This is a genomic window from Chromobacterium sinusclupearum, assembly GCF_002902845.1.
In the GTDB taxonomy this organism is placed as follows: Bacteria; Pseudomonadota; Gammaproteobacteria; order Burkholderiales; family Chromobacteriaceae; genus Chromobacterium; species Chromobacterium sinusclupearum.
Genome location: NZ_PPTF01000045.1, coordinates 1 through 1,405, shown reverse-complemented (window position 1 = coordinate 1,405; position 1,405 = coordinate 1). Strand labels below are relative to the sequence as shown.

Sequence of the window (1,405 nt, the reverse complement as noted above, 5' to 3'; positions counted from 1 at the left end):
GCGCTCCTTATGCTCGGCCAGCCGGCAGGCTGACTGCGTCGCCGGCCTTGCTGCCCAGCAACTCGCCGACGACCACGCGCTCGCCCGGCGCAACGCCGCTGATCGCCACCTGGCGGTCCGCGTCGGCGCGCAAGGCCACCGTTACCGGACGTTTGGCCAGACGGCCTTTTTCCGCCACCAGCACCCATGGCTGGCCGTCGATATCCCGCACCGAGGAAAGCGGAACCACGACCTTGTCTTTGACTTCCTGCAGCACCACGCCGCCCTTGGCGAACTGCCCGACCTTCAAACGGCCATCCGGGTTCTTGACCCGAATAAACAGCGTGAAGCTGCGGGTGCCCGGTATCGCCACCGGATTGATCCGCACCACCTCGCCATGCCGCGGCTGGCCGGCGCCGTCGACATTGAAGGTAGCGCTCATGCCGACCTTGGCTTGCCCCACCAGGCGCGACGGCACGGTAGCCGCGATTTCCAGCACGGAAAGGTCTGCCACCGAGAACAGCTTCATATTGCGGCTGGCCACTTCGCCGGGGTTGATCTTGCGTTCGTAAATCACGCCGTCTATCGGCGACTTGACCTGGGCGTCGGCCAACTGGCGCTGCGCCCGCGCCAATTGCGCCGCCTGCGCGCGCAGCTCGCCCTCTTTCACCTTGTAATCGCTTTCCAGCTCGTCATAGGCGATCTGCGAAATAAAACCCTTGCCCAGCAGCTCGCGCTGTTTGTCCAGCTTGACCTTGGCCAGCTTGAGGCGCGACTTGGAATTGTCCAGCTGAGCGCTCTGCTCCTCCACCGATTGCGCCAGCGCTTCGGTATCCAGCACCGCCAGCAACTGGCCGCGACGGACCGGCTCGCCCTCGCGCACGCGCACTTCGCGCACGCTGGCGTCCACCTCGGACGAGATGACACTGCTGCTCAAGGCGTTGAGCGAACCGGTAAACGGAATGATCGCGGCCAGCGGACGCACCTCGGCCCGCACCACATCGGCGGAACTCAAACGGCGCGCCACGGGCGCCGAGGCCGCTTTGGCGCTCGCATTCTCGGCATGTCCGTCACCGCAAGCGGCGAGCGGCAGCAGGATCAGAGCGGTCAGACAAAGACGTGTGTTCATATATGTTTATTCTCCGGCGACAGCTGCCAGCAGCGCCGGATTCCCTGGCTTTTATTATTGAGGCTCGGAAGAATATCACCTTCCCGGACAAAGCAAGCGGCCCACTTCGGGCCGCCTGCCTTCACCCAATCATGCCATAGGCATCAATCAATGGGAATGTTACTGCAAGAACTGTTCCGATCCCACTATCCCAAGCTTCGTCAAACCCAATCGCTGCGACTCCGCCAGCACCATCGCCACCGGCGCATACGTCGCATCCTTGTTCGGCTTGATGTGCAGCTCCGGTTGCGGATCCGC

1 protein-coding gene is annotated in these 1,405 nt (G+C 63.4%); it reads right to left on the bottom strand.

From position 1 onward, the window contains the following. Positions 1-7 precede the first annotated feature (7 nt). Positions 8-1,108, bottom strand: a complete 1,101-nt coding sequence (locus C2134_RS10900; protein WP_103319964.1) for an efflux RND transporter periplasmic adaptor subunit — start codon at positions 1,106-1,108, stop codon at positions 8-10. Between the last annotated feature and the right edge of the window lie 297 nt (positions 1,109-1,405).

Bases quoted from the DNA above. Each gene is read 5' to 3' on its own strand.
- C2134_RS10900 (WP_103319964.1), bottom strand. From the start codon at position 1,108: ATGAACACACGTCTTTGTCTGACCGCTCTGATCCTGCTGCCGCTCGCC.